Genomic DNA, 26,608 nt, shown 5'->3' with positions numbered 1-26,608 from the left:
GCCGAGGCGGCGCTTGTCGCCGCCGACGAGGCGCGCGCCGAGGCACAGGCGCGCGAGGCAGAGGCACGCGCCGGGCGGTCCGAGGCCGAGGGCGAAGTGAACGCGCTGCGTGCCGAAGTCACGGCTCTGGCCAAGCTGGTACAGCGCGACACCGCCGAGGGCGGGCAGGTCATGGACCGGCTTCAGGTACAGCAGGGGTTTGAAAAGGCGTTGGGTGCGGCCCTGGCCGATGATCTGCGCGCGCCCGAGGTTGAGGCGGATGGCCCGTCAGGCTGGACCATCCTGCCGGGATATTCCGCACCACAGCCCTTGCCGGACGGTGTGACCGCTCTGACCAATCATGTTTCGGTCCCCGAGGTTCTGGCGCGGCGCATGTCGCAGATCGGGTTGATCGACCCCGAGGACGCGGCAAGATTGCAGCCCCTGCTCAAGCCCGGTCAGCGGCTGGTCAGCACCGAGGGCGATCTTTGGCGTTGGGACGGGTTTCGGGCGTGGGCCGAGGACGCGCCGAGCGCCGCCGCGCTGCGCCTGCAACAGCTGAACCGGCTGGAAGAACTCAAGCAGCAGTTGGAGCACGCCACCGCCCGCGCCGATGGTGCGATGCGGGCCCATGAGGCGCTGCGCGAGGCGTTGAGCCAGCGCACCGAAGAGGACCGCGCCGCGCGCGAGGCCCGTCGTGCGGCGGATGCCGCCGTGAACGAGGCCAACCGCGCCCTGAGCCGCGCCGAGGCCGACCGCAATCTCGCAGAGTCGCGCCTCGAGTCGTTGGGCCTTGCGGTGTCACGTCACGACGAAGAGGCGATGGCGGCGCGCAAGGGGCTGGCCGAAGCCGAGAAGGGGCTGGCTGATCTGGGCGATCTCGACATCGCGCGCAACGATCTCGAAGACATCAAGATGACGGTCGAGGCCGCGCGCATGACGATGATGTCCAAACGCTCGGCCGCCGACGAATTGCGCCGCGAGGGCGAGCGCCGCACCCGGCGCGGTCAGGAGATTGCCAAGGAAGTCAGCGGCTGGCGGCATCGGTTGGAGACCGCCGAGAAACGCAGTGCCGAGCTGGAAGAGCGCAAGGCGGCGTCCGAGGAGGAGCTGGGTGAGGCGAGTGCAACGCCCGAGCTTCTTGCGGCGAAGCGCGCTGAACTGAGCGAAGAGATCGAGCGCAGCGAGGCCCGCCGCGCCAGTGCCGCAGACGCCCTGTCTGCTGGCGAAGGCGTGGCGCGTCAGGCCGCGCTGGACGAGCGCGAGGCAGAGCGGCTGGCCTCCGAGGCCCGCGAGGCAAGGGCTCGGGCCGAGGCCCGTGTCGATGCCGCGCGCGAGACCCAGGACTATGCCGCCGAGCGGATCAGTGAGGCGATTGATCTCACGCCCGAGGCATTGCTTGACAGTCTCGGCACCGATCCCGATGCGATGCCGGCCTCGGATGTCATCGAGGCCGATGTGAACCGGCTCAAGCGTCAGCGGGACGCCCTTGGCGCCGTCAATCTGCGCGCCGAAGAGGACGCCCGGGAGGTCGAAGTCGAGCATGACAGCCTGGTCACCGAGAAGACCGACCTTGAAGAGGCGATCAAGACCCTGCGCAGTGGCATTGCCAGCCTCAACCGCGAAGGCCGCGAGCGGCTGCTGACCGCGTTCGAGCAGGTGAATTCCAACTTCACGCTGCTCTTCCGGCACCTCTTCGGCGGGGGCGAGGCCAATCTGGTTCTGGTCGAAAGCGATGATCCGCTCGAGGCGGGGCTAGAGATCATGTGTCAGCCGCCGGGCAAGAAACTCTCGACGCTGAGCTTGTTGTCGGGGGGTGAGCAGACGCTGACCGCTCTGGCTCTGATCTTTGCGGTGTTCCTCGCCAACCCGGCGCCGATCTGTGTGCTCGACGAGGTCGATGCGCCGCTTGACGATGCCAACGTGACGCGGTTCTGCGATCTGCTCGATGAGATGTGCCGCCGCACCGAGACGCGGTTTCTGATCATCACCCACCACGCGGTGACCATGAGCCGGATGGACCGGTTGTTTGGCGTGACCATGGGCGAGCAAGGGGTGAGCCAGCTTGTCTCGGTCGACCTCAAGAAGGCCGAGCAGATGGTCGCCTGACCCGCGCGGGCCGCTCCTCATGAAGCCGCCGCAGTCAAGCTGTGGTCAGGACGAGCCCGCCTTCGTCCAAGATGAACTGTGCGACCCGCTCGATTCCGCTTCCCATACGCAATTCGGTCAGGACATAGGGCCGCGATCCGCGCGCGCGCGCCGTATCGGCCTCAAGCTGCACCAGATCAACGCCGACATGCGGCGCGAGGTCGGTCTTGTTGACCACCAGAAGGTCGGATTTCGTCAGCCCGGGGCCACGCTTGCGCGGGATATCCTGCCCGGCGGCGGTGTCGATCACATAGATCGTCAGATCCGCCAGTTCCGGGCTGAAGGTGGCGGCGAGGTTGTCACCCCCCGACTCGATCAGCACCAGGTCGAGATCGGGAAAGGCGGTGTTGAGATCGGTCACGGCGGCCAGATTGATCGACGCATCCTCGCGGATCGCGGTATGCGGACAGCCCCCGGTTTCCACCCCGCGAATACGGTCGGCGGGCAGGACCTGCGCGCGCACCAGCGCCTCGGCATCCTCGCGGGTATAGATGTCGTTGGTGATCACCGCCATCGAACAGCGATGCGCCAGCGCCCGCGCCAGCCCCTCGGTCAGCGTGGTCTTGCCCGCGCCCACCGGGCCACCAATGCCCACCCGCAGCGGGCCGTTCATACGGGTGCCGCTCATGTCCTGAAAATCCTCACATCCATCCCCTCATGTTGCAGCGCCGCGAGGTCGCCCGCAAGCGCGCAGGTGCCGAGCGTATCCAGCGAGGCATTGGCGGCGCGGTTTGCCAGATCGTAGATCAGCGGCGCAAGGCCCGAGAGGATGGCTTGCCCCTCGGTCTGACCAAGCGGCACGTGGCGGATACCGATGGTGACGAGGTTCCCGGCAAAGCCTTGCAGGTAGAGCGCGATCACGTCCTCGCGGTCCAGATCGAGCGGCGCGGCGGCCTCCCCCACCGCCACGGGCAGCATCCGGGGGGGCAGCGCGCGCCCGGTGAGGCCATGGACGGTGCGGGCGAATGCGGCGCCCTGCTCCAGCCCCTCTTGCAGCCGCTCGGCGCAGGGTGCGAGCGCGCGGGCCAGATCGTCAAGCGCCTCGCATCCGCCCTCCAGCGCGTGGCTGAGCAGCACCGCATCCTGCCAGCCCGCACCATAGCGCAGGATGTTCTCCAGCCATGCCGCGAGGCTGGCTGCGTCCCTGACCACCCCCGTCGCGATCTCCCGCTCCAACCCGTGCGAATAGGCGAACGCCCCGGTCGGAAAGGCCGGAGAGAGCCATTGAACGAGCGAAAGATGTGCGGGCGTGAGCATCAGGCGTGGTGATGGCTATGGCCATGATCGTGGCCCCCATGATCATGCCCCCCGTGATCATGCCCCATCGTGCGCCCCTTGCCATAGGCGCCGCCTTCGGGGCGAAACGCGCCAGTCACCGGCGTCAAATCCGCGCCCAGTTGCGCCAGCATCGCCTCGATCACATGATCCCGGCGGATGCACAAATGATCCGCGCCGATCTGGCAAGGCGTGTGCCGGTTGCCGATATGCCAGGCCAGCCGCGCCAGATCACCGCGCACCTCGATCAGGTCCTCGGGCGCCGGTTCCACCGCCACCGCCCGGCCATCGTCGAGCGCGAAACCCCAGTGATCGTCTAGGTTTGTGACCTCGGCCAGATCGACCAGAAAGGCCAGCCCGGCCTTGCCCACCAGCCGCTTGCGCCGCATCAGCCGCGCGTCATAGTCGAGCACGACCGTATCGGCGATCCGGTCAGGGGCGTGAGGCAACAGGTGGCGGGCAACGGGCAGGTCGGTCATGGCATGGCCTCAGAACAGGAAATAGCGTTGCGCGAGCGGCAACTCAGAGGCAGGCTCGCAGGTGAGCAATTCGCCATCTGCCCGCACCTCGTAGGTTTCAGGATCGACCTCGACCTTGGGCGTCAGGCTGTTGTGGATCATGTCGCGCTTGGTGAGGGTGCGGGTGTTCGAAACTGCGGCCGTCTCCTTGGCCAGACCCAATGCCGCGCCGATCCCGTCTGCCTGCGCCGCCTCGCTGACGAACAGCACCGAGGACCGTTCGAGCGACCGCCCGTAGGCCCCGAACATCGGCCGCGAATAGACCGGTTGCGGCGTCGGGATCGAGGCATTGGGGTCACCCATCTGCGCCAGCACGATGGTGCCCCCCATCAGCACCATCTCGGGCTTCGCGCCGAAAAACGCCGGGTTCCACAGCACCAGATCGGCGCGCTTGCCGGGGCTTACGCTGCCGATATGGGCGCTCATCCCGTGCACGATGGCGGGGTTGATGGTGTATTTCGCGATATAGCGTTTGACGCGGGCATTGTCGTTGTCGCCGGTCTCTTCCGCCAGCCGCCCGCGCTGCTTGCGCATCTTGGAGGCCGTCTGCCATGTGCGGATGATCACCTCGCCCACGCGCCCCATCGCCTGACTGTCCGACGCCATGACGGAAAACGCGCCCATGTCGTGCAGGATATCCTCGGCGGCGATGGTCTCGCGCCTGATCCGGCTCTCGGCAAAGGCCACATCCTCGGGGATCGCCTTGTCGAGATGGTGACAGACCATCAGCATGTCGAGATGTTCCTCGATGGTGTTGACGGTGTAGGGCATGGTGGGGTTGGTCGAGGACGGCAGGACATGCTCAAAGCCCACCACCTTCATGATGTCGGGCGCATGCCCGCCGCCCGCACCCTCGGTATGAAAGGCATGGATCGTGCGGCCCTTCATGGCGGCGAGGGTGTTCTCCACGAAACCGCTCTCGTTCAGCGTGTCGGTGTGGATCATCACCTGCACGTCCATGTCGTCGGCAACACTCAGGCAGCAATCAATCGCGCCGGGTGTTGTCCCCCAATCCTCGTGCAGTTTCATCGCACAGGCCCCCGCGCGGACCATCTCGACCAATGCCTCCGGCTGGCTCGCATTGCCCTTGCACGAGAGGCCCACATTCATCGGAAAGGCATCCAGCGATTGCAGCATCCGCCCGATATGCCACGCCCCCGGCGTGCAGGTGGTGGCGAGCGTGCCATGCGCGGGTCCGGTGCCGCCGCCCAGCATGGTGGTGATGCCGGAATGCAGTGCGTCCTCGATCTGCTGCGGGCAGATGAAATGGATATGCGCGTCGAACCCGCCGGGGGTGAGGATGCGGCCCTCGCCCGCGATCACCTCGGTCCCCGGTCCGATGACGATATCGACGCCGGATTGCGTGTCGGGGTTACCCGCCTTGCCGATGGCCGCGATCAGCCCGTCGCGCAGGCCGACATCGGCCTTGGTGATGCCCTGATGATCGAGGATCAGCGCATTGGTGATGACGGTGTCCACCGCCCTGCCCGCACGGGTGACCTGAGACTGCCCCATGCCGTCGCGGATCACCTTGCCGCCGCCGAATTTCACCTCGTCGCCATAGGTGGTCAGGTCGCGCTCCACCTCGATGATCAGATCGGTATCGCCAAGCCGCAGCCGGTCGCCCGTGGTGGGGCCATACATGGCGGCATAGTCGGCGCGGGGGATGGAATGGGGCATTAAAGACCTCCCTTGGCCAAAGGCGCGCCGCCGGGGAGGGCCCGACCGCGGGGGGGCGCTGCGACCTCTGTGGAATGCGCTTTATGGCGGTCAAATACTGCAACGGTCGCGCGGTTGCACGTGGTTGCAAAAGCGCCCGCCCGTCCGGGCGGTCGGGCGCTGCGCGGCGGCGCGTGCCGCGCCTTTGTTCCGCGCAAGGGGCACTTGGGACTGATCCCGCGCATCACACCTCTCCCATCACCTGTTGATTGAACCCGAACACCCGTCGCCCGCCGCCATAGGGGATGAGCCGCACCTCGCGCCTCTGCCCCGGCTCGAAGCGGACGGCGGTGCCTGCGGGAATATCCAGCCTCTGCCCGCGCGCGGCATCGCGGTCAAAGGACAGCCCGCTGTTGGCCTCGGCGAAATGGTAATGGCTGCCCACCTGCACCGGCCGGTCGCCCGTATTGGCGACCTCCAGCACGGTGACGTGTGCGCCTTCGTTCAGGGTGATCTCGCCATCGGCGGGAAAGAGTTCTCCGGGGATCATGATCTATGCCTCACCCTGCGGCCACAAGCCACGCGCCGAGCGCCGCGACTACACCACCGCCCCCGCGCACCACGCTTTGCGAGCCAAGCCGCATGACAAGCAGCCCCAGAGCAAGGCCCGCAAGATGCAGACCCATCGTCGCGACGGCAAACCCCGCGAAATAATCCAATGCGGTTGCCGCCCCGATTTCGGCCCCATGGGCACCGCCGTGAAACAGACCGAATACCGACACGATACCGACAGCCCAAATCGCGGGCAGCCGCACGGCGAGAGCCACCAGCAGCCCCAGGATCAGCACCGAGGCAAGGATCAGCGGCTCCACCACCGGGAGGGTCAGCCCGAGCAGCGCGCCGCCGAATCCAACCGCCATCGCCCCGACAAAACCCACCGGCAACAGCCAGATCGCGCGCCCCGAAAGCACTGCGGCCCAAAGCCCGACAGCCAGCATGGCAAGCACATGATCGGCCCCGAATAGCGGATGCGTCGCCCCGGCAGCGAAAGAGCCATGCGCCGCAGGGTCGAGATGCGCAAAGGCAAGCGACGGTGTCAGCAGCAGAACGGTGAGGATGTAGCGCATCGGGAATATCATTTCAGCGTATGGGGTTATGGACGGTCACCAGCTTGGTGCCGTCGGGAAACGTCGCCTCGACCTGCACGGAATGCAGCATCTCGGGGATGCCCTCCATGCATTGCTCGGCAGTGATGACATGCGCGCCCGCCTCCATCAGGTCAGCGACGCTGCGGCCCTCGCGCGCGCCCTCGACCACGAAATCGGTGATCAGCGCCACCGCCTCGGGGTGATTGAGCCGGACGCCGCGCGCGAGGCGCCCGCGCGCCACCATGGCGGCGACGCTGATCAGCAGCTTGTCCTTTTCACGGGGGGTGAGGTTCATCCTGTGTCTCTCCTAGTTCTGCCAGACGCGGGGCAGGGGGCCGGGGCGCAGGGCGCTGACCAGCCGCATGATCTGACGGCGCAAGGGCCAGCCGTCACCGGCCATGAGGCGGATCACCAGCTTGCCGTCAAAGCCTGAGGCGCCGCCCGTGACGCCCTGCTCATCCAGCAGATCCTGCATGCGGGGTGCGGCATCCTCGGCCCCCTGCGCCACCAGCGCCAGCGTGGCGAAGGCGCGCGCGCCGTTCAGGATGGCGGGGCCAGCGGTCAGGGCCTCGGTGGTGAGGTGGAGCGGCTCGACCAGCACAGGCCTGCCCTCGCAGGTGATGCGGCGGGTGTCGCGCAGGGTGGTGCGCGTGACGGTCTCGCCCATGGCGGCGCGGCCAAGGACAATCGACTCGAGGATCAGGCAGGAGGCATCCCGCGCAAGGTCGATGGTGGTTTCGCGGTCCAGATGGCTGCCGTCGAAAAGGATCGTCTCCTGCGGCAGCCAGTCGAGATGCGCGCCGGATGCGACGCGGTGATGCACCGTTACTCGTGCCGCTTCACCTGTGCTGCGATAGGCACGTTCGGCGGTCTGCGTGGTGCCGGTGGCGCGACATCCCGCCGCCAGATCGAGCCGGTAGGACAGACGATCTCCACCGGTCAGCCCACCCGAGGTGTTGAGCAGCACGATCTCGGGACCGGAGGGACCGGGATGCAGAAATGCCTTGGCCGATCCCTTTTGGTGCAGGCGATCAAGCCGCCCGCCATTCGGCCCGGGCAACAGCGTCACATGCGCGGCGCCAAAGCTGCGTTCCTGTGTCGGGGAGGGGGCGGGGCAGGCGGGCATGCGGGATCTCTTGCTGTGTTTGGCCCGAGGCTACCGCCCTTGCGCGGGACTGCCAGAGATGGGCCGTGGACTCGCATGCCCTGCACGCTCCTCGACGCCCATATGCCCAAATAGCAGGCAGATCGCCCATCAAATGGACACTTCGCGCAACAGCCGTTCGCGTTCGACCGTGGCCGCAGGCTCCGAGAGCCGCACCTCGCCGCGATTGAGCACCACCAGATCGTCGGCCAGATCATAGGCGAAATCGAAGAACTGCTCGACCAGCACGATGGCAATCTCGCCCTCGTCGCGCAAAAGACCGATCACCGCGCCGATCTGCTTGATGATATTGGGCTGGATGCCCTCGGTCGGCTCGTCGAGCAGGAGCACGCGGGGGCGGGCAATCAAGGCGCGGGCGATGGCAAGCTGCTGCTGCTGCCCGCCCGACAGATCCCCGCCGCGCCGGTCGCGCATCTGCTCCAGCACCGGGAACAGCTCATAGATGCGGGGCGGGATGGTGTGATCGCTTTTCGGCAGGCAGGCAAAGCCGGTTTGCAGGTTCTCGGTGACGGTGAGCAGGGGGAATATCTCGCGCCCCTGCGGGACATAGGCGATGCCCGATTGCGCGGCCTGCGCGGCGGGGAGGCGGGGCAATTCGCGCCCGTCGAGCGTGATGCGCCCGTCCGTGTAAGGATGCCGCCCGGCGATGGCCTTGAGCAGGCTGGTCTTGCCGACGCCGTTGGTGCCCATCACCGCCGTCACTGCGCCGGGGCGGGCGGTGAGGCTGACGCCGTGCAGGATCTGCGAGGCGCCATAGTGCAGGGTGAGGCTGTCCACGCTCAGCATGGCTTATCTCCCCAGATAGACATCGATCACCTCCTTGTTCTGCGTGACGTGATCGAGACTGCCCTCGGCCAGCACCGACCCTTCGTGCAGCACCGTTACCTTGCAGCCAAGGCGGCGGACGAATTCCATGTCATGCTCGATCACCACCACGGCGCGGGTCTGCGCCGCACGTTTGAGGATGTCGGTGGTGTGCTCGCGCTCGGCGGGGGTCATCCCGGCGGCGGGCTCGTCCACCAGAAGGAGGCGCGGATCCTGCGCCAAGAGCATGCCGATTTCCAGCCATTGCTTTTGCCCGTGGCTGAGGTCGCCCGCGCGGCGGGGTAGGTCGTCTGCAAGGCCGATTTCGCGGGCCAGTTCTTCGATCCGCGCCGCGCCTTCGGCGGAGCGGCGAAAGAGCAGCACGTCAAGCGGCCCACGCTTGTTCTTGAGCGCGAGGCGGAGGTTCTCGCGCACGGTTTGGTCCTCGAACACCGTCGGTTTCTGGAACTTGCGACCGATGCCCGCCCGCGCGATGGCGCTTTCGCTCATCCCCAGAAGCGAGATGTTCTTCTCGCCCCACACAACCCGGCCTTCGTCGGGCCGCGTCTTGCCGGTGACGATATCCATGAAGGTGGTCTTGCCCGCGCCATTGGGGCCGATCACGGCGCGCAGTTCCGGTTCTGCCACCTGAATCGAGAGGTTGTTGATCGCGCGGAAGCCGTCGAAGGTGACGGAGACGCCGGAGACTTCGAGAAGGGTGGTCATGGCTTCCTCACCAGCATGTCAAAGAGCCCGCCGATGCCGCGCGGGAAGAAAAGCGTGACGGCAACGAAGCCGAGGCCGAGAAGCACCAGCCACCAATCGGTCCAGTTGATCGTGTAGAAGCCGAGGTCGATATCGGGCGCGCCGCCGCCGGTGAACCAGCTTGAGGCGAGGCTGACGACCGCCGCCCCGATCACCGCGCCGTAAAGCCGCCCGCGCCCGCCGATAGCGACCCAGACGGCGAGGTAAATCGACGCGATGGGCGCGATTTCGGCGGGGTTGATGATGCCCGCCTGAGGGTAGTAGAGCGCACCGGCAAGGCCCGAGACCACCGCCGTCAGCGTGAAGATCACCAGCTTGTAGCTTTCGACATGGTAGCCGAGAAAGCGCACGCGGGTCTCGTTGTCACGGATCGCGCGGACAACCGAGCCGAACTTGCCCGAGATGAGCCAGGCGAAGAAGAGATAGCCGAGGCCCAAGGCGGCGGCGGAGGCCCAGAAGAACCACAGCGCGATGGTGGATTGCGGCAGGTGCAGCAGGCCGGGAATGTTTTGCAGGCCCGAGAGCCCGTTGTTGCCGCGCAGCCCTGTGTCATTCTGGAAGAGGTAGAGCGAGAGCGCCAGCGTCATCGCCTGTGTCAGGATCGAGAGATAGACGCCGGTCACGCGGCTGCGGAAGGCGAGCCAGCCGAAGACCAGCGCCAGCAGCCCCGGCACCAGCACCACGAAGAGAAGCTGCATCGCGAGGCTGTCGGCGAAGGCCCAGATCAGCGGCAACTCGTTGGAGCCCACCACGCCGAAAATCTGGGTGGCGATGGCGTCGTTGATCTCCCCCTGCGTCGGCGGAATGGGGGCATTGGCGAGCGAGTCCACAACGATGCCTTGGGTGCGGGCATACATCAGCCACATGCCGATGGCATAGCCACCCAACCCGAAGAAGGCGAAATGCCCGAGGCTGAGGATGCCGCAATAGCCCCAGACCACGTCCATCGCCACGGCAATGAGGCACAGGCAGAGCGTCATGCCGAGGATCTTGACCATCGAGGTCGACAAGAGCGCCATGCCGAAGCCCTCGGCCAGCACGGTGACGCCGAGGGTGAAGAGGCCGAGCAGGCCGAGGAACCACATCACCGAGGGGTTTTCGGCCAGAAAGCTGCGGCGCGGGGTGATATCGGGTTTGCTCATGGCTCAGTCCCCCGCCGCGCGGCCCTTGAGGGCGACGATGCCCTTGGGGCGGAACTGGATGAAGAGGATCACGAAGAGCACCATGTAGGTCTGTGCCGCCAGCGTGTTGGAGGGGTTGAACCACTCAATCCCCTTTTGCAGAAAGCCGATGAGCGAGGCCCCCGCGAGCGTGCCCCAGACATTGCCGACGCCGCCCACCACCACGGTCATGAAACTTTGTACGATGTAGTTGGCGCCCATCTCGGAGGTGACCTGCGCGTAGAGCCCGATGGCCACCCCCGCGATCCCGGCGATGCCGGAGCCGAGGCCAAATGTCAGCATGTTGATACGGTCGGGGTTGATCCCCATCGAGGCGCCCATGCCTGGGTTTTGCGTGACCGCCCGCACCTCCAGCCCCAGCCGTGTACGCTTGAGGATGTAGAGGAGCAGCGCGAGGAAGATGAGGGCGAGGACGAAGATCGCCACGCGGATGGTCGAGATGCTGACGATGTCGTTGAGGGTGATCGCGCCGCCCAGCCAATCGGGGGCGGTGAGGGGCCGCGCCTGCGTGCCGAAGATGTTCTTGGCCAGTTGTTGCAGGGCGATGGAGATGCCGAAGGTGGCCAGCAGTGTCTCCAGCGGTCTGGTATAGAGGTGGCGGATCACCAGCCGCTCCATCGCGACGCCGGCACCAAACGTGACGGCAAAGGCCAGTGGCAGGGCGATCAGCAGGCTGACGGTGTAATCGGGGATGAAAAGCTGCACGACATAGCCGGTATAGGCCCCCATCATGATGAACTCGCCATGCGCCATGTTGATCACGCCCATCACGCCGAAGGTGATCGCAAGGCCGATGGCCGCGAGAAAGAAGATCGAGGCGAGCGACAGCCCGTCAAGCACAAGATCGGCGGTCTGGTAGAGGCCGAGGGTGCGCGAGGTGGCGGTGAGCGCGTCCTCGGCGGCCTGCGTGATCTGCGGGTCGGGTTGCAGGTATTCGGCGTAGAAGACGTGGGCGGCGACGGCCTGCGCCACCTCATCGGGGGCGGCGCGGGGCGGCACGGTGCCCGCCTGTTCCAGCGCCTCGTAGGCGCGGGCGCGGGCAGCGGTGGTGTTAAGCTGGTGCAGCGGCACGCCGCCGACGGTGCCGTCAACGATATGCTGCGCCAGCACGTCGCGCAGGTCGGTGGCGGTCTGGCGCGGTGGGGCGAGGTCTGCGGCCACGAGCCGGTCATGGGCCTCGGCCTCGGTAAGGTCGGTGCCGACCTCCAGCACGCGGGCGAGGTTGATGTCGTCCGGCAGGGTCTCGGCCACGCCGTCGCGGGTGGCGGTGAGTTGGTTGAGAACGCTGCGCGCCTCGATACTGGTATCGCCGCCAAGCCCGGCGATGGCGTCGAGACGCTCGGATTTGGTGGCCCCGAATTGTGCGATCAGCAGGGTGAGAAGGCGCTCTTTGCGGGTCTTGAGCGCGGGGTCGGTCTCGCCCTCGATGCTGCCCCTAAGCGGTGCGATCTGGCTGGCATCCGCGCTGCGCGTGATGGCCTCCAGTGCCTCTGCGCGGCGGGCTGGTTCGGGGGCGTTCAACTCATACGGCACGAGGGCGGCGGCGAGTTCGCGGCGCACGCCCGCATTGGGGCGGATCTGGTCCACCTCGCGGCTGCCCACCTCGGCCACCGCCGCGCCACTGTCGATGTCTATGAGACGCAAGCTGTCGCCTGCGTCCTCGGCGTAGAAGAAGAGCCCGTCTGCGGGACGCAGGTAGACCTCGCGCGCCTCCCATTTGCGCAGGAAATCGGCCATGCCGGGGTGATCCGAGGCCAGCAGATCCGCGATCACCGGGCCGATGGTGCGGCGCGAGGGCTTGGCGAGGTCGGCCTGATACTTTTGCAGGAGCGGTTGCAAGGCTGACTGTGCCCTTGCCTCATCCGGGCGCAGGATCACGGCGCAGGCGAGCATCATCAGCAGCGCCAAGGCGCGGGCAAGGAGGGCGGTGAAACGCATGGTCGGTTCGGTCCTGAGCGGGGAATTCAGTGCGAGGGGCCGCGCGGACGCGATCCGCGCGGCCCGGCAACTTAATAGTTCGAGGTCATCTGCACGCAGGTGCCGGTCTCGGTGTTGTACATGCCACAGCCGAGATCCTTCCAGTCGCTCTTGAGCGGCGCGCTCTCGGGCAGGTGGTCGGTCCAGGCATCGCCGGGCACTTCCGCGGTCTGGCTGATGATGTCGAACTGACCATCATCGCGGATCTCGCCGATCAGCACCGGTTTGGAGAGGTGATGATTGGCGTTCATCACTGCCGTGCCGCCGGTGAGGTTGGGATATTCCTGCCCCCACATCGCCGCGCGCACCGTGTCCACATCGGTGGTGCCCGCCTCGGTCACAGCGTTCACCCACATGTTGAAGCCGATGTAATGCGCCTCCATCGGGTCGTTGGTGACGCGCTCTTCGCCAGCATAGGCCTTCCATGCCTCGACGAATTTGGCGTTGATCTCGGTATCGGCGGATTGAAAATAGTTCCACGCCGCGAGATGGCCGACGAGCGGCGCGGTATCGAGGCCCGAAAGCTCTTCTTCACCGACCGAGAAGGCCACCACGGGGATATCGGCGGCGTCCACGCCTTGCGCGGCCAGTTCCTTGTAGAAGCCGACATTGGCATCGCCATTGATGGTCGAGATCACGCCCACCTGCTTGCCTGAGGCCCCGAGGGCGACCACGTCCGAGACGATGGTGGCCCAGTCGGAATGGCCGAACGGGGTGTAGTTCACAAATATGTCCTCATCCGCGATGCCCTTGGACTTGAGATAGGAATCGAGGATGTTGTTGGTGGTGCGGGGATAGACATAGTCGGTGCCAAGAAGTGCAAAGCTCTCGACGCCCAGTTCTTCGAGGAAATAATCCACCGCCGGGATCGCCTGCTGGTTGGGCGCGGCGCCGGTGTAGAACACATTTTTCGAGCTTTCCTCGCCCTCGTATTGGACGGGGTAGAACATCAGCCCGTTGAGTTCCTCCAGCACCGGCAGGGCCGATTTTCGGCTCACGGATGTCCAGGAGCCGAAGATCACATCGACCTCGCTCACGGTCAGCAATTCGCGCGCCTTTTCGGCAAAAAGCGGCCAGTCGGAGGCGGGATCGACCACCACCGCCTCGATCTCGCAGCCCAGAAGCCCGCCCTTGGCGTTCTGTTGTTCGACCAGCATCAGGACCGTGTCCTTGAGCGTGGTCTCGGAGATCGCCATCGTGCCCGAAAGCGAATGCAGCACACCCACCTTGACGGGGCAGTCCTGCGCCAGTGCGGGAAGCGTCCCGGCGACCGTGGTCGCCAAAAGGCTCGCCATGAATGTTTTCTTGTTCATTTGATCGAAACTCCCATGTCAGGGCTGCGCGCGTCATGCCGTCCAACGGGTCTTGGCCCAAGAGGTGGGCTGGCAACGCAGCATCCAGTTTGTATCTCCGCCCGGAGATTTGCGATCTGCCGAGAGCGGGGCCGCTTTGTGGATTGAGGGCAGTCACCCCCGCGACAGCGCAAAGACAAGCAGGCTATTGGGGAATACGCATGAGCGCGCCGTGAACGGGGTAGGGTGATCCGCATCAAGTTACAATTTTTAAGCGGCAATCTCGCAAGGCGCACAAAAATATCGCAGTCGCAGAAAGAATTTTGCTGCGTTGCGGCATGTTTGGGCATGTCGCGCGCGGTTGCTGGCATTTGAAAACAGCGCGCCACGACTCGGGGCCCTGCCCGTTGCGGAGACCTCTTCGCAGGGCCTTGCACCTCGGGCTGGCGAGAGGCAAACAAGGCAGGCACGCTTGGGAGCAGTCATGGAGAAAAGTGGGCTTGCCGATCGTTTGGCTGGGCTTTTGCTCAGCGCGATTACATGTCTGGTCATCCTTCACGAATGGCGCATCGCGGAATGGATGACGCCGGCAAAACCTGTGTTCGTGGGTTGCGTCATCGCCATTTTCGCGGTGCAGGTGCGGCTGGCGCGCAAGGCGTTTGTCGCCGTTGCTCTTGGCCTTACGGTCGCATTGGCGCTGAGCGGATCGGATTGGCGAGGGCCGGTGATGGATGGGCTGAGTGCGTCGGCCTTTATCGCGGCATTTTTCTCGGCGCTCACCACCTTGCGCAATGTCGCGCAGACCTCGCCTGCCGTGCAGGCGGCGGGCCGGTTCCTGTCCGCTCAGCGCCCGGGACGGCGCTACGCGGCGCTCACGGTGGGGGGGCAGGGCTTTGCGCTTTTGCTCAACTACGGAGGCATTCAGCTATTGGGCGCGTTGGCGCTCGCCAATGCCGGGGGAGAGCCCAATGCAGAGGTTAGGGGCCATCGTATCCGGCGGATGCTTCTGGCCATTCAGCGCGCGTTTGTCTCGACCTTGCCGTGGTCGCCCCTGTCGTTTGCCATGGCCATCACGATGAGCGTCGTGCCGGGTACGAGCTGGGCAGAGGCAATGGTGCCGGGGCTGGTGTCTTCGGCGCTTCTGGCTGGTATCGGCTGGGGGCTGGACAGCGTGTTCAAGCCACGTCTGAGCGTGACACCACAGCGGGTCGAGCCAGAAGGCTCGTGGGCGCTGATGTTGCCCTTGCTGACATTGCTCGGCATTCTCGTGGTGAGCGTGGGCAGTCTGCATGCGTTGACTGATGTACGGATTGTCGGGCTGGTTGTGGTCATCGTGCCTTTGATCGCCGTGGTCTGGATGATCATCCAGCATTGGGACCATGCGCCCGTCCGGTCGGTCGGCACGCGTGTGCGGGATTACGTCCTGAAGGAATTGCCGGGCTATCGCGGAGAGCTGACACTCTTGATGATGGCCGGATATATCGGCACGGTTGGATCTGCGTTGCTGGGGCCGTTGATGCAGCGCGCGGGGCTGGATCTGTCGGTCTTGCCTGCGTGGGTCATTCTGGTGTCCTTCGTCTGGCTTATCCCTTTGGCCGGGCAGATCGGGATGAACCCGATCCTTGCCGTGACGCTGATTGCGCCGCTGATTCCCGGAGCCGAGAGTCTTGGCGTGACACCGGCTGCCATCGTCGTGGCGATTACCGCAGGCTGGGCGCTGAGCGGTGCCAGCTCTCCCTACACGGCCACGACGCTGCTGATCGGCTCGTTCGCGGGGATCAGTGCGCTGCGTGTGGGCTGGGTGTGGAACGGGGCCTACACATTGCTTTGCGCCGTGGTCCTGTCAGGTTGGGTGCTGATCTATGGCTTTGCGCTCTGAGCTGTGTGGCGGCTGATTGTGTCACGAATTGGTCGCCCTGTGCATGGTCTTGAGACTGCGTGAGAGATGCTTGAGGTGTTGGCGCATGGCGCGCCGGGCCGCCTTGGCATCTTGCGCGGCAATCGCCTCGACCAGAGCATTGTGCTGTTTTGCGTAGAGGTCACGCAGCATCGGAGAGCGCGCATATTCCCGGGCGTGCTCGTCTTGCCAATGGTGCATCTCTCGCATCTCGTCCACGAGCGCGTAAGTGGTCAAAAGGATCGGATTTCCGGCAACATCGGCAATCAGACGATGCAAGGAGCGATCCCAGAGTTCTGCGGCTTCGGCGTCTTTCGCGGTGTCCGTACGCTTAGCCAGCATACGCATGCGCTCGATATCCTGCGGCGTTGCGCGCTCGGCGCAAAGTGCGGCAAGTTCGGGTTCCACGCAGAGCCGCGCTTCCATGACACTGAAAGGGTCTGCATCGCCACTGATTTCGGCGGCGAGGCGCCCGGTAGGATCGGGCGGTTGGCCCAGATACGTACCCTTGCCCTGCCGTCGCCAGATCAAACCCTCTGCCTCGAGCGCGTCGAGGGCCGCGCGCAAGGCACGGCGTCCGACACCAAGCCTTGCGGCAAGTGCCCGCTCTGTCGGCAGTTTTCCGTCGGTATCCAGTTTGCCAGCTTCGATGAGGGAACGCAGTTGTGAAAGCACGTGCTGTGCACCCTGGGATTTCTGGCTGTTATCGAGGGACATGACGTTTCCACCCGGATGCGCGAGATATCTGCCGATGGGGTTTGCAATGCGCGGACTTGAACCTTTTGTAGTATTGGTTTGCGTTGAAGATCTGTCAATCCGTTTTGGCAGTGCCGCTAGATCGCCAGGCCTGTTACGCGTCCATCGTAGATGGCCGCTGCGGCATGGCGCGGCGCGTTCGCATCGCCGAGCAGTCTGGGACGCAGCCCCAAGGTGCGCAAATCATCAGGCAGCGTGTGATCGGCGCGGCTTCCGGTGGCGAGCACAAGGCTGTCCGCGGTCATTTTCTGAAATTCGCCTGTCAGGAGGGATACAACCTGCGCGCAGGTGCCGGACCATTCCGAAATCGCGCTGTCTGTGACAAAGCGGACCCCGAGCCGGGCCAGTTTTTGACGCGCCGCGAAATCAGAGGCTGTGCGCGCAAGGTCCCGGCCGATCATCGCATCAGGCGTGACGAGGGTCACGTCATGACCCGCCTCGGCCAGATACCACGCGGTGCCGATGCCGCGCCAGCGCCCTCCTTCGTCAAGGAGCATGACGTGTTGGCCGAGCCGCGCAACGCGCCCCATCACATCCTGGGCCGACCAGATATTGCCGTGCGTGATACCCGGCAATTCCGGCACCTGAGGCAGGGCCTTTTGAAATCCGGTTTCATCCGGCAGGGCACCGGTGGCGATGATGATCTCGTCGGCTCCGAAGGCAGCGATCTCATCGGCCTCGAGGCAGGTGTTGAATCTCAAGTCGACGCCCAGTTTCTCCAGTTGCCGCCCGTACCAGCCAATGAGGTCGGTGATTTGCGCACGACGCGGTTGCAGGCCGGCAAGGCGGAACTGCCCGCCCAGTTCCGGCGCGGCCTCGGCCAATGTCACGGAATGCCCGCGCTCTGCCGAGACCCGCGCGCATTCGAGCCCTGCGGGGCCGCCTCCCACCACGAGGACGGTTTTCGCGGTGTGTGTCGTGGTAAACCGGTCGCCACCCCAGAGGTACTCGTGCCCTACCGAAGGGTTGATCAGGCAAGAGATATAATAATCGCGCCCGCGCCGTCCCCAGCATTGTTGATTGCACGACAGACAGCCGCGAATATCCTCTGGCCGGCCCGCCTCGGCCTTGGCCACAAGATGCGGATCGGCGATTTGTCCGCGCACGATCGAGACCAGATCGGCCTGCCCCGCCCCCAAGAGGGTATTGGCGTTTTCGGGCGTGCGGATGCTGGCCTCGGCCACTATCTTGGCAACAAGACCGGCCTGCTTCAGCCGCTGCGCCAGATCGGCGCCGAGGTTCTCTGGGTACTGAAAACTCGGGATGATCTTCTGAAAGTCGATATAGCTGCCCGCGCCGATTGTGACGTAATCCATCAACTCCTCGGAATCGTGCAGCGCAACGATCTTGACCATTTCGTCTCGTGTGGGAAAGACTCCCGTCTCGGGGTCGTCCGAGATCGACAGCCCGATGATGAAATCTGCACCACAGGCCGCACGTACCCGCCGCAGGATCTCGCGCGAGAACCGCGTGCGGTTTTCAAGGCTGCCGCCCCACTCGTCCCCGCGCTGATTGGAAAACGGCGCCCAGAACTGATCGAGCAGGCAATTGTAGGCGGCCCAGACTTCGACCCCATCGAAACCGGCCTTTTGACACCGGACTGCCGCCTGCACGAAGGCGTCGATGGTTTCCTCGATTTCGGCAGCGGTCATGGGATGGCTGCCATCGTTGTCATGATAACTTGGTGCGCCCGAGGGGGACCAGTTCACGTGCCAGGAATTATCCCAGTCGCCATGCGCGCCGACATGGTAAAGCTGTTGGATCATCACCGCGCCCTCGGCCTTGCAGGCCCCGGTCAGCCGGGCGAACTGCGGGATCACATCATCTGAGCAAGGCCTGAAATTGCCACGCGTCAGGACCGCCGCCGGATGCACCGGCATCGGCTCGACCGTGATCATCGCAGCACCACCCATTGCGCGCTCCAGATAATAGGCCAGATGCTGTTCGCCGGGTACGCCATCGCGGGCCATGTTGGTGGTATGTGCGCCAAAGATGATCCGGTTGCGCAGGGTCTTGTGGCGCAGGGTCAGCGGGGTGAACACATGCTTGAGGCTCATGCACTGCGCCCCACGGTCGGGGTGCTGGTACCGGTTCCGATCACACCGATCCGCATCACAGATCCTTGACCAGCCGCAGCGCGTCATAGATCGCCGCATGAGTGTTGCGCGCGCTCACAGCGTCGCCGATCCGGAAAAGCTGGAACGCACCGTCGGGGTTGCGCGTCACGCGCTGCGGCTGGCCTGCGATCAAGGCATCATAATCCACCTCGCCGCCATTTGAAGAGTGCGGCTTTAACGCGAAATACAGATCGTCCATCGGCAGCGTGCCGTAGTTCACGACCACTTGATCGTAGGTCTTCTCAGAGGTGAAATCGCTGTAATCGGTGCCGATCGTGGCCTTGAGCCGGTTGCCGTCGCGGGTCACGTCCAGCAGGCGGCGGGTGACGGTAAAGGTCACGTCCTTGTCCTGCAACGCGCGCATATAGGGCACCAGGTTCATCCCCATGACATCGGGGGCAAAGGTGCGGTCGGGGGTCATAACCTCGACACTTGCACCGGCATTGGCGGCGATTTCGGCGGCCATCAGGCCGGGATGATCGCCGCTTTCGTCATAAATCAGCACGTTTTGCCCCGGCTTCGCATCGCCCGCGATAATGTCCCATGTCGTGGTGACAAGGTCCTGTTCCTTGCCGCTCTCGAAGAGTTCGACATTGGGCAGGCCACCCGTTGCCACGATCACCACATCGGGGGCGAGTGCGGCGATGTCTTCGGCCTCGGCCCAGGTGTTGAAATGGAAGGACACGTCGCGTGCCGCGCATTGCGCCATGCGCCAGTCGATGATGCTGATCATCTCACGCCGACGCGGGTTCTGCGCGGTCAGCCGGACCTGTCCGCCGGGGTCGGGCTGGGCTTCGAATACGGTCACGTCATGCCCGCGCTCAGCGGCGACGCGCGCGGCCTCGAGCCCGGCAGGGCCTGCGCCGACGATGACGATCTTCTTGCGTGAGGGGGCCTGGGCGATCTCGTGCGGCATGGTCAGTTCGCGGCCCGTGGCGGCGTTGTGGATGCAGAGCGCCTCGCCCGCCGCGTAAATGCGGTCCAGGCAGAAGGTCGCACCGACACAAGGGCGGATGTCATCCTCACGCCCCTCGATGATCTTTTTCACGATATGCGGATCGGCCATGTGCGCGCGGGTCATGCCGACCATGTCCAAGAGCCCGGCCTGCACCGCGTGCCGCGCGGTCGCCACGTCGGGGATCTTGGCGGCGTGGAAGGTGGGCATGCCGGTGGCCGCCCTGACCGCGCCTGCGAAATCTAGATGCGGGGCGTTTTTCATGCCCTGCACCGGGATCACATCGGTCATTGCCGGGTCGGTATGGACGCGCCCGCGGATCACGTTGAGGAAATCGACCATGCCGCAATTGGCCAGCTTTTTTGAAATCTCCAGCCCTTCCTCGGGGGTGATGCCGCCTGCCTCGGCCTCGTCCGCCGTGTAGCGCAGGCCGACGATAAAATTGTTTCCCACACGTTTGCGGATCCCGCGCAGCACGTCCATCAAGAGCTTCATCCGAGTGTCGAGGTCGTGCCCGCCATAGGGGCCATCCAGATCATTGGTCAGCGGTGACCAGAACTGATCGAGCAGATGGCCGTAGACCTGCAATTCGATCCCGTCCATGCCGCCCTCTTTCATGCGTTCGGTGGCATCGGCGAAATCGGTGATGATCCGTTCGATATCCCAATCCTCCGCCAGCTTGGGAAAGGCCCTGTGCGCGGGTTCGCGGTGTTTCGAGGAGGACAACGAAGGCAGCCAATCGCCCTTGGACCAGACGGTGCGACGACCAAGATGGGTCAGCTGAATCATCACCGCGCAGCCGTGATCGTGGCAGGCATCCGTCAATTGCCGGATCCACGGCACCACCTCGTCCTTGTAGGCGAGGACGTTGTTGAAAACTGGCGGGCTGTCTTTGGAGACCGCCGCCGACCCGGCGGTCATCGCCAAGGCGACGCCCGCACGGGCGCGCTCGGCATGATAGGCGGTATAGCGTTCCTTGGGCATACCGTCCTCGGGATAGGCCGGTTCATGGCTGGTGGTCATGATCCGGTTGCGCAGCGTCAGATGCTTAAGCTGATATGGTTGAAGGAGGGGGTCATTTGACATCGGGCGGGCTCCGTTTGGCTGGGATCACGATTCCGGATATGTTCAGATATGTCAAGTTTATGGTCACTGATGAACATTTTATTGCGCTTGGCCAACAAGGCTCTTAGGATCGCGCCATGTCGAAACTTGAACATATGGAAGATGGCGACAAGACGAGCGGTTGGCGCGGCTCGCGTGATCTATGGCTTGATGCCGCGCGCAAGGCGTTCGTCACAAGCGGTCTCGATGCGGTCAAGATTCAGCCTCTCGCCAAGCAACTCAACCTGTCTCGCACCAGTTTCTACTGGTTCTTCAAGGATCGCGCCGCCCTGCTTGATGCGCTGCTCGACATGTGGGACGAAAGCAATACCGGCGGTCTCGTGATGGCCGCCGGGCTCTATGCCGAAACCATCACCGAGGCGGCGTTGAACCTCGTCAGTGTGTTTCTCGATGACGGGCCGTTTGAAGCGCGCTTTGATGTTGCGGTCCGGGGGTGGGCGCATAGCTCTGATGCGGTGGCTGCGCGCGTGCATTCCGCAGACGAGGCGCGGCTGTCAGCGATCCGTGGGATGTTCGAGAGGTTTGGATTTGATCCCGAAGAGGCTGATGTGCGGGCCCGTACAGTATATCTCGTGCAGATCGGGTATATTTCGATGCAGGTCGAGGAGGCCCTAGCCACCCGCATGGCGCGCATGCCCGCCTATATCAAGACGTTCACCGGCCAGCCCCCCACCGACCAAGAATTGCGCCGCTTTCATGCGCGCCACGGCGATGCGCCGCGATAAGACCCGATGCCGCCCCGCATTTGTATCGGATCTCTGGCATGTAGACGGTGGGCCGCGCAGCCATGTCGCAATTCTTCTGATTGCTGCAAAATGCGGTCTGTGCTCGCCTAGACCGGCATCACCTCTCTGGCAGAATCGTGATGACCCATGCTAAGTTTAGCGTCATGAACAAGCCGGACCCCAATATGAGCGCAATAATGCCAGAGATCCGCCAGTTGGACGAGGGGGCGGTCAACCGTATCGCCGCAGGCGAGGTGGTCGAGCGTCCGGCCTCTGCTGTCAAGGAGCTGGTCGAGAACGCGCTGGATGCGGGCGCTCGCCGGGTCGAGATTTCCTATGCCGATGGTGGCAAGACACTCATCCGGGTCGTGGATGACGGCTGTGGCATTTCGCCCGATCAATTGCCATTGGCCCTGGCCCGGCATGCCACATCCAAGATCGACGGTTCCGACCTGCTCGACATACACTCGTTCGGGTTTCGCGGCGAGGCGCTGCCGTCTTTGGGTGCGGTAGGACGGCTGACCATCACATCCCGCGTCAGCGGAGGCGAGGCGGCCGAGATCAAAGTGGCCGGTGGACAGATGGGCGGGGTGAAGCCCGCCGCGCTCAACTCTGGCACGGTCGTGACCTTGCGCGATCTGTTTTACGCGACGCCTGCACGATTGAAATTCATGCGATCGGATCGGGCCGAAGCGCAGGCCATCGCTGATACGCTCAAGCGCCTTGCCATGGCAGAGCCGTTTGTGGGGTTTATTCTGCGCGATGTGTCGGGCGGCGGCGAGGGCCGTGTCGTGTTTCGCGCGGAGCCCGAGAACGGCGATCTGTTCGATGCGCTGCACGGTCGGCTGGCCCGTGTGTTGGGTGCTGATTTCGCAGACAACGCGCTCCGGATAGACGCGACGCGTGAAGGGATACGCATGACCGGATATGCTGCCCTGCCCACCTATTCACGCGGATCGAGCGTGGCGCAGTATCTCTTTGTCAATGGTCGTCCGGTGCGGGACAAGATGCTCTATGGCGCGCTGCGGGCCGCCTATCAGGATGTGCTGAGCCGCGACAGGCACCCCGTCGCCGCGCTCTTTCTCGATTGTGACCCAACGCTGGTGGATGTGAACGTGCATCCGGCAAAATCCGAGGTGCGGTTTCGCGATCCGGGTTTGGCGCGCGGGCTGATCGTATCGGGCTTGCGGCATGCCCTCGCCGAGGCCGGGCACAGGGCGTCGACAACGGTGGCAGGGGCCACGCTCGGCGCGTTCCGGCCCGAACCTGCGGGCGCGCGCATATACCAGATGGACCGACCATCGGCGCAGGCCCGCAGCGTGGCCTATCAGGCGCAGGCGCCGGGGTTCTCCGATCTGGCCGAAAGCTGGAGCGCGCGGGTCGAACCACAGGGTAGCCTGGGTGCGCCAGAACCGAACGCCCCCCCGGATACAGCCTTGCCGCTTGGCGCGGCGCGGGCGCAGGTCCATGAGAATTACATCATCGCACAAACCGAGACAGGCATGGTGATCGTCGATCAGCATGCGGCGCATGAGCGGCTTGTCTATGAACGGTTGAAGCGGCAAATGGAGGAAAGCGGGATCGCGGCGCAGGCGCTGCTGATTCCGGAAGTCGTTGATCTGTCTGAGGGCGATTGCGCGCTTTTGATAGAGCATGCCGATGCTCTGGCCCGGCTTGGACTTAGTGTCGAGCCATTTGGCCCCGGCAGTATGGCGGTGCGCGAGACGCCGGCCATTCTGGGCGAGGTGAACGCAGCGGCGCTCTTGCATGACATTCTGGACGAGTTGCACGATCAGGGCGCGAGCGACATGCTCAAATCCCGGATCGACGCGATCCTGAGCCGGGTGGCATGTCATGGCTCTGTCCGGTCGGGCCGCCGGATGTCCGCCGACGAGATGAATGCGCTCTTACGCGAGATGGAACGCACGCCGATGTCGGGACAGTGCAACCACGGGCGGCCAACATATGTCGAGCTGCAGCTGTCTGATATCGAACGTCTGTTTGGCCGCACATGATCGAGATCGGGGGCGAGAGCTATGGCTTCGGCGATCCTCTGACACTCGCTGCTCTGAGTGGCGCGGCGGTTGTGCTGCTGATCCTAATCCTCTTGATCATGGCGGTGCGGGCGGCGGGCCGCTCGGCCCGTCTGGCAGAGCCGCTGGCTTATCAGGTTGGTCAGTTGGGTCAGCGGGTGCAGGGGCTGTCGGATGGCCAGCATCAACTGGCGGGTGGCCTCAATCATGTCTCGGAGGCGCAGGCAGCGGCGCAATCGCATCTGTTGCAACTGATGGAAAAGCGATTGGCGCAAGTCTCAAATTCCATGAGCGAGAACCTTCAGGGCACATCGCGGCGCACCGCGCAGTCGCTGGGTGAATTGCAGCAACGCTTGCAGGCCATCGACAAGGCGCAGGACAATATCACCAAGCTCTCGGGCGATGTGCTCTCGTTGCAGGATATATTGAGCAACAAGCAGACGCGCGGCGCATTCGGAGAGATCCAGCTCACCGATATCGTGACCAAGGCGCTGCCCTCGGACAGCTACAGCTTGCAACACACGCTGTCGAACGGCAAAAGGGCGGATTGTCTCATTCATCTCCCGAATCCGCCCGGTCCGATTTGTGTTGACAGTAAATTCCCGCTTGAAGCCTATGAGGCGCTGCGCCGGGCCGCGACTGATGCCGAGGCGGCGGAGGCGGGGCGGTTTTTGCGCAATTCGGTCAGGAAACATATCAAGGATATTTCCGATAGATATATCCTCGATGGCGAGACCGCCGATGGGGCGCTGATGTTCTTGCCGTCCGAGGCGGTCTATGCGGAGTTGCATGCGAATTTTCCCGACGTCGTGCGCGAGGGCTTTGCCGCGCGGGTCTGGATCGTGTCGCCGACCACCTGCATGGCCACGCTCAACACCATGCGCGCGATCCTCAAGGATGCGCGGATGCGTGAGCAAGCCGGGGCGATCCGACGGGAATTGGGGCTGCTGTTTGCAGATGTCGAGCGTCTGGGCGGCCGGGTCGAGAATCTTGACCGGCATTTCAATCAGGCCGCCAAGGACCTCTCCGAAATCAAGATTTCCGCTGACAAGGCCGGGCGTCGCGCGCGTCGGCTGGACAATTTCGACTTTGAGGAACTGGCCCCAGAGAGCGAGTCCGTGATCTTGCCGATGGAGCGGGAAAGCTGATCGGCGCAGTCAACTCTTGATCATGCTTTGAATGTCGCAATGAAACTGCCCGCCGTCTGACAAACGGCGGGCATTCGGGGCTTTGCCATGCGTTTCGGGTAAGGACCGGAAACGCAGGCTAGCCGATGGCAGCGGCCTTCACGTCCTCGTCTATGAAGGGGACATATTGCGCAAAGTTGTCCGCGAACATCTGCACCAGCTTGGCGGCCTGCGCATCATAGGCATCGGGATCGTCCCATGTGCGGCGCGGGTCCAGAAGAACCTCGGCCACACCCGGCGCCGCGACCGGCACCTCAAAGCCGAAATTCGGATCCTTGCGGAACTCCACATCGCCAAGCGAACCATCGAGTGCCGCCGTCAGGAGCGCGCGTGTCGCCTTGATCGGCATGCGCGAGCCGGTGCCATGCGCACCGCCGGTCCAGCCGGTGTTGACCAGCCAACAAGTCGCGCCGTGCTTGGCGATCTTTGCGCGCAGCAGGTCACCGTAGACCTCGGGGCGGCGCGGCATGAAAGGCGCGCCAAAGCAGGTCGAAAAGACGGGTTGAGGCTCGTCCACGCCACGCTCTGTCCCGGCCATCTTGGAGGTGAAACCCGACAGGAAATGGTACATGGCTTGCGCGGGTGTCAGCCGCGAAATGGGCGGTAATACCCCAAACGCGTCGCAGGTCAGCATGATGACATTCTTGGGGTGACCGCCCACAGCCGTTTCGGACGCGTTCGAGATATAGTGCAGCGGATAGGCGCAGCGCATGTTGGGCGTCAGGCTGTCATCCTCGAAATCCAGCTCCAGTGTTTCGGGGTCGAAGACCATGTTCTCGATCAGGGTGCCGAATTTCTCTGTCGTGGCGTAGATTTCCGGTTCTGCCTCAGGGTTGAGGCTGATCGTCTTGGCATAGCAACCGCCCTCGAAGTTGAAGGTGCCGCGATCTGACCAGCCATGCTCGTCGTCGCCCAGAAGCGTGCGTTCGGGATCGGCCGAAAGCGTCGTCTTGCCGGTGCCCGAGAGGCCAAAGAAGATCGCGGTATCCACAGGGTTGCCCTCGGCATGATTGGCCGAGCAATGCATTGGCATGATGCCCTTTTCGGGCAGCAGGTAGTTAAGCAGCGAGAAAACCGACTTTTTGTTCTCGCCCGCGTATTCGGTATTGCCGACAAGGATCAGCTTGCGGTCGAAATTCATCGCGATCACGGTCTCCGAGCGGCAATCGTGGCGCTCCGGGTCTGCCTTGAAGCCAGGGCAGTTTATGACAGTGAAATCGGCGATAAAGCTGTCGAGGGCCTCGCGCTCGGGGCGGCGCAGCATGGTGCGGTTGAACAGGCTGTGCCAGGCCAGTTCCGAGATCATGCGCATGTTGATCGAATGCGCCGGATCGGCACCGCCGACGAGATCCTGCACAAACACATCGCGGTCTTTGAGATAGCTCAGCATGTCCTCATGCAGCGCGTCAAAGCCCTCGGGCGACATGGCCGCATTGTTTTCCCACCAAACGGTGTCGGCAACGCTGTCGGTCTTGACGATGTGCTTGTCCTTGGGCGACCGGCCAGTGAACGTTCCGGTGCTGACCAGGAGCGTACCGCCGCGGCCAAGCGTGCCCTCGCCCTTTTTCAGTGCCGCTTCGATGAGCGCGGGCTCTATCAAGTTGTAGTAGACATTGCCCGGCCCTGTGATCCCTTGATCTTCAAGCCGGAATTGCGGGTTTACCCGTCCGAATGTCATAGTGCCAAGCTCCTGTTTAGCCAAATCCGCAGGTTTGCAGAGTCAAGTCAGGGCGCCGGCGGGCGGCGCCGGTCGGGCGTTTTGCCCGGCTGAGGCGCTCATAGCATGACGCTTCTGTGAAATGACAGGGCGGTTTCATGCAGTTAGCGCAACCACCGACAAGTTAGCGCAACCAGTCGGATGTTAGAGAAAAGCCCTCTCGCCGAGTCCGGGAAAAGTGGGTC

General features: G+C 64.1%; 21 protein-coding genes and 1 pseudogene. 5 read left to right on the top strand and 17 right to left on the bottom strand.

Annotation, left to right across the window (positions count from 1 at the left end; genetic code table 11):
- Positions 1 to 2,088 (top strand): annotated as a pseudogene (locus tag Q0X85_RS05775) (chromosome segregation protein SMC); the annotation flags it as partial.
- A 34-nt stretch (positions 2,089 to 2,122) separates the two neighbouring features.
- Here Q0X85_RS05775 and ureG read toward each other — a convergent pair.
- The 13 genes from ureG to urtA all read right to left on the bottom strand — a co-directional run bounded on the left by ureG (position 2,123) and on the right by urtA (position 13,932).
- Positions 2,123 to 2,755 (bottom strand): urease accessory protein UreG, encoded by a 633-nt coding sequence (ureG, locus tag Q0X85_RS05770; RefSeq protein WP_297770206.1) that lies wholly within the window; start codon positions 2,753 to 2,755, stop codon positions 2,123 to 2,125.
- Positions 2,752 to 3,384 carry an urease accessory UreF family protein gene (locus tag Q0X85_RS05765; RefSeq protein ID WP_297770204.1) on the bottom strand — a complete coding sequence of 211 codons (633 nt, stop codon included), beginning with the start codon at positions 3,382 to 3,384 and terminating at the stop codon, positions 2,752 to 2,754. Before Q0X85_RS05765 ends, ureG begins: the two co-directional genes overlap by 4 nt.
- Positions 3,384 to 3,881 (bottom strand): urease accessory protein UreE, encoded by a 498-nt coding sequence (locus tag Q0X85_RS05760; protein WP_297770201.1) that lies wholly within the window; start codon positions 3,879 to 3,881, stop codon positions 3,384 to 3,386. The genes Q0X85_RS05765 and Q0X85_RS05760 overlap by 1 nt, the downstream gene beginning before the upstream one ends.
- Positions 3,882 to 3,890: 9 nt before the next feature.
- On the bottom strand, positions 3,891 to 5,600 hold the full coding sequence (gene ureC, locus Q0X85_RS05755; protein WP_297770198.1) for an urease subunit alpha: 1,710 nt from the start codon (positions 5,598 to 5,600) through the stop codon (positions 3,891 to 3,893).
- A gap of 223 nt (positions 5,601 to 5,823) precedes the next feature.
- Complete coding sequence (locus Q0X85_RS05750; RefSeq protein WP_297770196.1) at positions 5,824 to 6,129, bottom strand: urease subunit beta; 306 nt, start codon at positions 6,127 to 6,129, stop codon at positions 5,824 to 5,826.
- Positions 6,130 to 6,139: 10 nt separating this feature from the next.
- The gene (locus Q0X85_RS05745) at positions 6,140 to 6,706 is read right to left on the bottom strand and encodes a HupE/UreJ family protein (RefSeq protein ID WP_297770193.1); all 567 of its coding nucleotides are present in this window, start codon (positions 6,704 to 6,706) and stop codon (positions 6,140 to 6,142) included.
- 13 nt (positions 6,707 to 6,719) lie between these two features.
- Positions 6,720 to 7,022, bottom strand: coding sequence for an urease subunit gamma (locus Q0X85_RS05740; RefSeq protein WP_297770190.1), 303 nt, complete (start codon positions 7,020 to 7,022; stop codon positions 6,720 to 6,722).
- Positions 7,023 to 7,034: 12 nt separating this feature from the next.
- Positions 7,035 to 7,853: an urease accessory protein UreD gene (locus Q0X85_RS05735; protein WP_297770187.1), complete on the bottom strand. Its 819-nt coding sequence runs from the start codon at positions 7,851 to 7,853 to the stop codon at positions 7,035 to 7,037.
- A 129-nt stretch (positions 7,854 to 7,982) separates the two neighbouring features.
- Entirely contained in the window at positions 7,983 to 8,678 is a 696-nt protein-coding gene (gene urtE, locus Q0X85_RS05730) for an urea ABC transporter ATP-binding subunit UrtE (RefSeq protein WP_297770184.1), read from the bottom strand.
- Positions 8,679 to 8,681: 3 nt separating this feature from the next.
- On the bottom strand, positions 8,682 to 9,422 hold the full coding sequence (urtD, locus tag Q0X85_RS05725; RefSeq protein WP_297770182.1) for an urea ABC transporter ATP-binding protein UrtD: 741 nt from the start codon (positions 9,420 to 9,422) through the stop codon (positions 8,682 to 8,684).
- On the bottom strand, positions 9,419 to 10,603 hold the full coding sequence (urtC, locus tag Q0X85_RS05720; RefSeq protein ID WP_297770180.1) for an urea ABC transporter permease subunit UrtC: 1,185 nt from the start codon (positions 10,601 to 10,603) through the stop codon (positions 9,419 to 9,421). Before urtC ends, urtD begins: the two co-directional genes overlap by 4 nt.
- Before the next feature lie 3 nt (positions 10,604 to 10,606).
- A complete protein-coding gene (gene urtB, locus Q0X85_RS05715) occupies positions 10,607 to 12,580 on the bottom strand; it encodes an urea ABC transporter permease subunit UrtB (RefSeq protein ID WP_297770177.1) in 1,974 nt (657 codons plus the stop codon).
- A 71-nt stretch (positions 12,581 to 12,651) separates the two neighbouring features.
- Positions 12,652 to 13,932, bottom strand: coding sequence for an urea ABC transporter substrate-binding protein (gene urtA, locus Q0X85_RS05710; protein WP_297770175.1), 1,281 nt, complete (start codon positions 13,930 to 13,932; stop codon positions 12,652 to 12,654).
- 463 nt (positions 13,933 to 14,395) lie between these two features.
- Between urtA and Q0X85_RS05705 the strand changes: the two genes are divergently transcribed.
- A complete protein-coding gene (locus tag Q0X85_RS05705) occupies positions 14,396 to 15,790 on the top strand; it encodes a hypothetical protein (protein ID WP_297770172.1) in 1,395 nt (464 codons plus the stop codon).
- Between the two features lie 21 nt (positions 15,791 to 15,811).
- Here Q0X85_RS05705 and Q0X85_RS05700 read toward each other — a convergent pair whose 3' ends face one another.
- The 3 genes from Q0X85_RS05700 to Q0X85_RS05690 form a co-directional block, all read right to left on the bottom strand.
- On the bottom strand, positions 15,812 to 16,525 hold the full coding sequence (locus Q0X85_RS05700; RefSeq protein ID WP_297770169.1) for an FCD domain-containing protein: 714 nt from the start codon (positions 16,523 to 16,525) through the stop codon (positions 15,812 to 15,814).
- Positions 16,526 to 16,641: 116 nt separating this feature from the next.
- Complete coding sequence (locus tag Q0X85_RS05695) at positions 16,642 to 18,621, bottom strand: FAD-dependent oxidoreductase (protein ID WP_297770167.1); 1,980 nt, start codon at positions 18,619 to 18,621, stop codon at positions 16,642 to 16,644.
- A gap of 55 nt (positions 18,622 to 18,676) precedes the next feature.
- A complete protein-coding gene (locus tag Q0X85_RS05690; protein WP_297770164.1) occupies positions 18,677 to 20,722 on the bottom strand; it encodes an NADH:flavin oxidoreductase in 2,046 nt (681 codons plus the stop codon).
- Positions 20,723 to 20,856: 134 nt separating this feature from the next.
- Between Q0X85_RS05690 and Q0X85_RS05685 the strand changes: the two genes are divergently transcribed.
- The 3 genes from Q0X85_RS05685 to Q0X85_RS05675 all read left to right on the top strand — a co-directional run bounded on the left by Q0X85_RS05685 (position 20,857) and on the right by Q0X85_RS05675 (position 24,667).
- Positions 20,857 to 21,486, top strand: a complete 630-nt coding sequence (locus tag Q0X85_RS05685; RefSeq protein WP_297770213.1) for a TetR/AcrR family transcriptional regulator — start codon at positions 20,857 to 20,859, stop codon at positions 21,484 to 21,486.
- Between the two features lie 164 nt (positions 21,487 to 21,650).
- Entirely contained in the window at positions 21,651 to 23,501 is a 1,851-nt protein-coding gene (gene mutL, locus Q0X85_RS05680; protein ID WP_297770162.1) for a DNA mismatch repair endonuclease MutL, read from the top strand.
- The gene (locus tag Q0X85_RS05675) at positions 23,498 to 24,667 is read left to right on the top strand and encodes a DNA recombination protein RmuC (protein ID WP_297770159.1); all 1,170 of its coding nucleotides are present in this window, start codon (positions 23,498 to 23,500) and stop codon (positions 24,665 to 24,667) included. The genes mutL and Q0X85_RS05675 overlap by 4 nt, the downstream gene beginning before the upstream one ends.
- 118 nt (positions 24,668 to 24,785) lie before the next feature.
- Here the strand turns inward: Q0X85_RS05675 and Q0X85_RS05670 are convergent, their stop codons facing one another.
- A complete protein-coding gene (locus Q0X85_RS05670) occupies positions 24,786 to 26,384 on the bottom strand; it encodes a phosphoenolpyruvate carboxykinase (protein WP_297770158.1) in 1,599 nt (532 codons plus the stop codon).
- Positions 26,385 to 26,608: the final 224 nt, after the last annotated feature.

The sequence above is a fragment of the uncultured Roseovarius sp. genome, from assembly GCF_947259555.1.
Taxonomy (GTDB): domain Bacteria; phylum Pseudomonadota; class Alphaproteobacteria; order Rhodobacterales; family Rhodobacteraceae; genus Roseovarius.
This window is presented reverse-complemented; position numbering and strand designations above follow the sequence as displayed.